Origin of the sequence: Psychrobacter sp. TB20-MNA-CIBAN-0197, from assembly GCF_040309765.1 — a bacterium.
Taxonomy (GTDB): Bacteria; Pseudomonadota; Gammaproteobacteria; order Pseudomonadales; family Moraxellaceae; genus Psychrobacter; species Psychrobacter submarinus.
Genome location: NZ_JBEOPC010000315.1, coordinates 1 through 303, shown reverse-complemented (window position 1 = coordinate 303; position 303 = coordinate 1). Strand labels below are relative to the sequence as shown.

At 33.0% G+C, this 303-nt stretch carries 1 protein-coding gene; it reads right to left on the bottom strand.

Translation table 11 applies throughout. From position 1 onward, the window contains the following. The coding region (locus AAEY83_RS13815) for a CobD/CbiB family protein (protein ID WP_351059683.1) at positions 1 to 261 on the bottom strand (261 nt) is incomplete at its 3' end. Positions 262 to 303: the final 42 nt, after the last annotated feature.

Sequence of the window (303 nt, the reverse complement as noted above, 5' to 3'; positions counted from 1 at the left end):
AAAGCAAACCAAAAGCACAGCAATATTAATAGCTAACTGCCATAGTACAAAATCAGATAAACAATAAATAAACGCTATTGCTATTACTGGAAGTAACAGCCAAATTAAAAAGCCCGGAGCAGAACTAAATAAGCCTTTGTCACCTAGTAGCTTATTAGAGCGATTTAAATAACCATTTGTGTAATAGCTTATCTGCCAGTAATTAGACCGAGCCCCTAAACGCTCCAGAATTAATGCAATTATTATAGAAACTAAAATCATGGGAATAACTCTCTTAACTTAGTTGTTCAAGCATATTAAAAA